The sequence below is a fragment of the Paraburkholderia sp. NMBU_R16 genome, assembly GCF_013282575.1.
Lineage (GTDB): Bacteria > Pseudomonadota > Gammaproteobacteria > Burkholderiales > Burkholderiaceae > Trinickia.
Genome location: NZ_JAAAYE010000151.1, coordinates 1 through 2,400 on the forward strand (window position 1 = coordinate 1; position 2,400 = coordinate 2,400).

At 52.9% G+C, this 2,400-nt stretch carries 2 protein-coding genes; one reads left to right on the forward strand and one right to left on the reverse strand.

The features are described from left to right. The first annotated feature begins 286 nt into the window (after nucleotides 1-286). Nucleotides 287-1,357 (forward strand): protein kinase family protein, encoded by a 1,071-nt coding sequence (locus tag GWC77_RS27340; protein WP_173262498.1) that lies wholly within the window; start codon nucleotides 287-289, stop codon nucleotides 1,355-1,357. Between the two features lie 88 nt (nucleotides 1,358-1,445). On the opposite strand, the gene GWC77_RS27345 is transcribed toward GWC77_RS27340, so the two are convergent. Continuing rightward, a partial coding sequence (locus tag GWC77_RS27345) for a C40 family peptidase (protein WP_254367221.1) occupies nucleotides 1,446-2,400 on the reverse strand: 955 nt, incomplete at its 5' end.

A 2,400-nucleotide genomic window follows, 5' to 3' on the forward strand; every position in this document is an offset into this window, starting at 1 on the left:
GCGCGGCTACACGCGCTTCGAAACAATGCGAACCGTGCTGTTCCTCATCGCCGGCAAGCTAGATTTCTCCAGCTTCAACCCGCATGCCTCGTGAGCCGCGTTACCCACTGCATTTTCAAAAGAGCCAATTTTATCAATATGTTGGCTGACCTTGACGCAAGGTCAGTCGACCGGAGAGAGCATGTATTCAAGCGCGATCAAGAAGACAAGTGCAGACATGTATTCAAGCGCAAACGTGACACGCGCAACAAGCGCGAACAAGTGCGTGCATTCAAGCGCGAGGAGCATGTATTCAGTCGCGAGGGACGATGCGGCTGCATCGTCCCCCCATACTCGATCAACTTATCGGCGACCTACTGTTAGCTTTACCCATCCGCACTTTGATGGCTTAGTGCCGCGTACAGCTACGCCGCGACCGAGCCATGCTAGCTCCGCGTATAAAGTCTCCTGGCACAATAAATTACTCAATGGCCCCGAAGATCTGACGCCCATTCAGTGGAACGTCGCGAAAGGTAGAGTTGCTACTATTCACCTATTGAAAGCCCGCAACGGCGCGCTGTTTGTCGGAAAGGAGATAACATGCGAAAAGAACCCGATGGCGATAAATGTATTCCTGACGCGCGAGTGCGAGGCGACGAGACTCGTCTATCAACGCGCTGGAACGGTTCCAGACAACATAGTAAGCGTGTATGGAGTCGCTGACGTTGGAAGCAAGAAGTTGCTAATCATGGAAAAAATTGATGGCCCAAGTGGCATGTCGTTGCTCCAAACTTTACGAACTCTGCCGGTAAGCGACGATGAGAAATTTAATCTCATCAAATTCACGATACGCTCGTTGCTTGTGGCGGCAGGTGATTTAATGCGTGCGGGCATTGTGCATTGTGACCTGACACCACCAAACTTCATGTATTCCAAAAGTGGAACGGTGAAAGTTATTGACTTTGGTGCGTGGACGCTAACCGGAGGACCGCCTGCGTCAGGAACGCCTGGTTACGAAGCTCCTGAGTCTCGGCCCCATCTTGTAGCCACTACCGTTGCACAGCCGACCCCAGTTCGATATGGGCCGGTTAGGTATCGAGGAGGAGGGAGTTATGAAACTCGCTTAATGGCGCCCCCTTGCATGGATGAAAAAAGCGATATTTTTTCAATTGGAATGATTCTTTATAATTTGCTTGGGGAGATTGAGTTGAAAAGCGATCTTGGGGAGGCGCTGTTCAATAAAATGACAAAGGTTGATAGGGCGGATCGTTTCGGCATTAAAGATTGTTTGAATCATAATTTCTTTATAAATGTGAGCAAGGATCTGGCATTGAAAACACTCGAAGAGATGCGGCGACAGGTGCCCACCAAAAATTGATACCCTTGAACGATATTCGCGCCGTGGCGAGCGCGGATGGACCGAGTATCGGCACTCGATGTCGACTGACGCGAATGACGCAGGTTTCTCACTCGAGTCCTTGTTCCGCCATCCAGGTTGAGTGGCGGGCAAGCGCTTCGGCGATCGGGTCGTGCGCCGCCGGCACCGGCATCGGCCACGATGAACCGGTCGAGCTCGATCGACTTTGGCTCGCATCTTCGCGAGCGATCGTTTCCCGGGGCTGTGTGGGCTGGCCGGTATTGGCCGGCGCCATTATTCGACGTATCCCGTCCAGCCGGTTGGCCCAATACGCGCTGGCGAGGCGATCGACGCGTACCGAGCCGCCGGAAGACGGGGCGTTGATAAACTGACCATGCCCGACATAGATACCAACATGGGAATGAGGGTGCCGTTCGGTATTAAAAAAAACAAGGTCACCCGGAGTCAATTGCGATGGGCTGATCTGGACCCCTGCTTGACTCAATTCATCCGTGGTGCGGGGCAGCGCTAGATCGGCTGCGTGGCGCATGACGTATTGAACCAATCCACTGCAATCGAAGCCGGTTGTCGGCGTATTCCCGCCCCAACGATACGGTGTTCCGATCATTTGGATGGCTTCCGCTACAACTTTTTGTCTGTCCTCGGTAAGCGCAGTGGGAGGTTCCGCAGATGCAAATGTGACTGACTGCCGTCCGTGCGTCGTGGGAGCGGATGTAATGATTGGCGTTCCGTTATCATCGAGTGTAGAACAGCCCGATAAAAACACTAAGCAGACAGATACGCCTATCGCCAACGCAGCGCTTCCCTTGTTCGATAGGCCCTTATAGTGATTGCCTGCTTTCATATCGAAATGGAAGTCGATCGATTGGCGTGCTCTGTTGTCGTCGGCGCAAAATATGGAATTTATATTCCATATTTTAGCCTCTTTTGAATTCCGAGTGGGTGATGTTAGCGGGTCAAGGGCGGGCGTAAGCCCGGCGCAGCGAACCCTTGAGGCGCTCTGAATCGACAAGCTGAGGTATGGCTGGTTGCGGCAGAATGCG

Excerpts from the sequence above, each read along its gene's own strand:
- GWC77_RS27340 (WP_173262498.1), top strand. The coding sequence starts at position 287 with ATGTATTCAGTCGCGAGGGACGATGCGGCTGCATCGTCCCCCCATACT.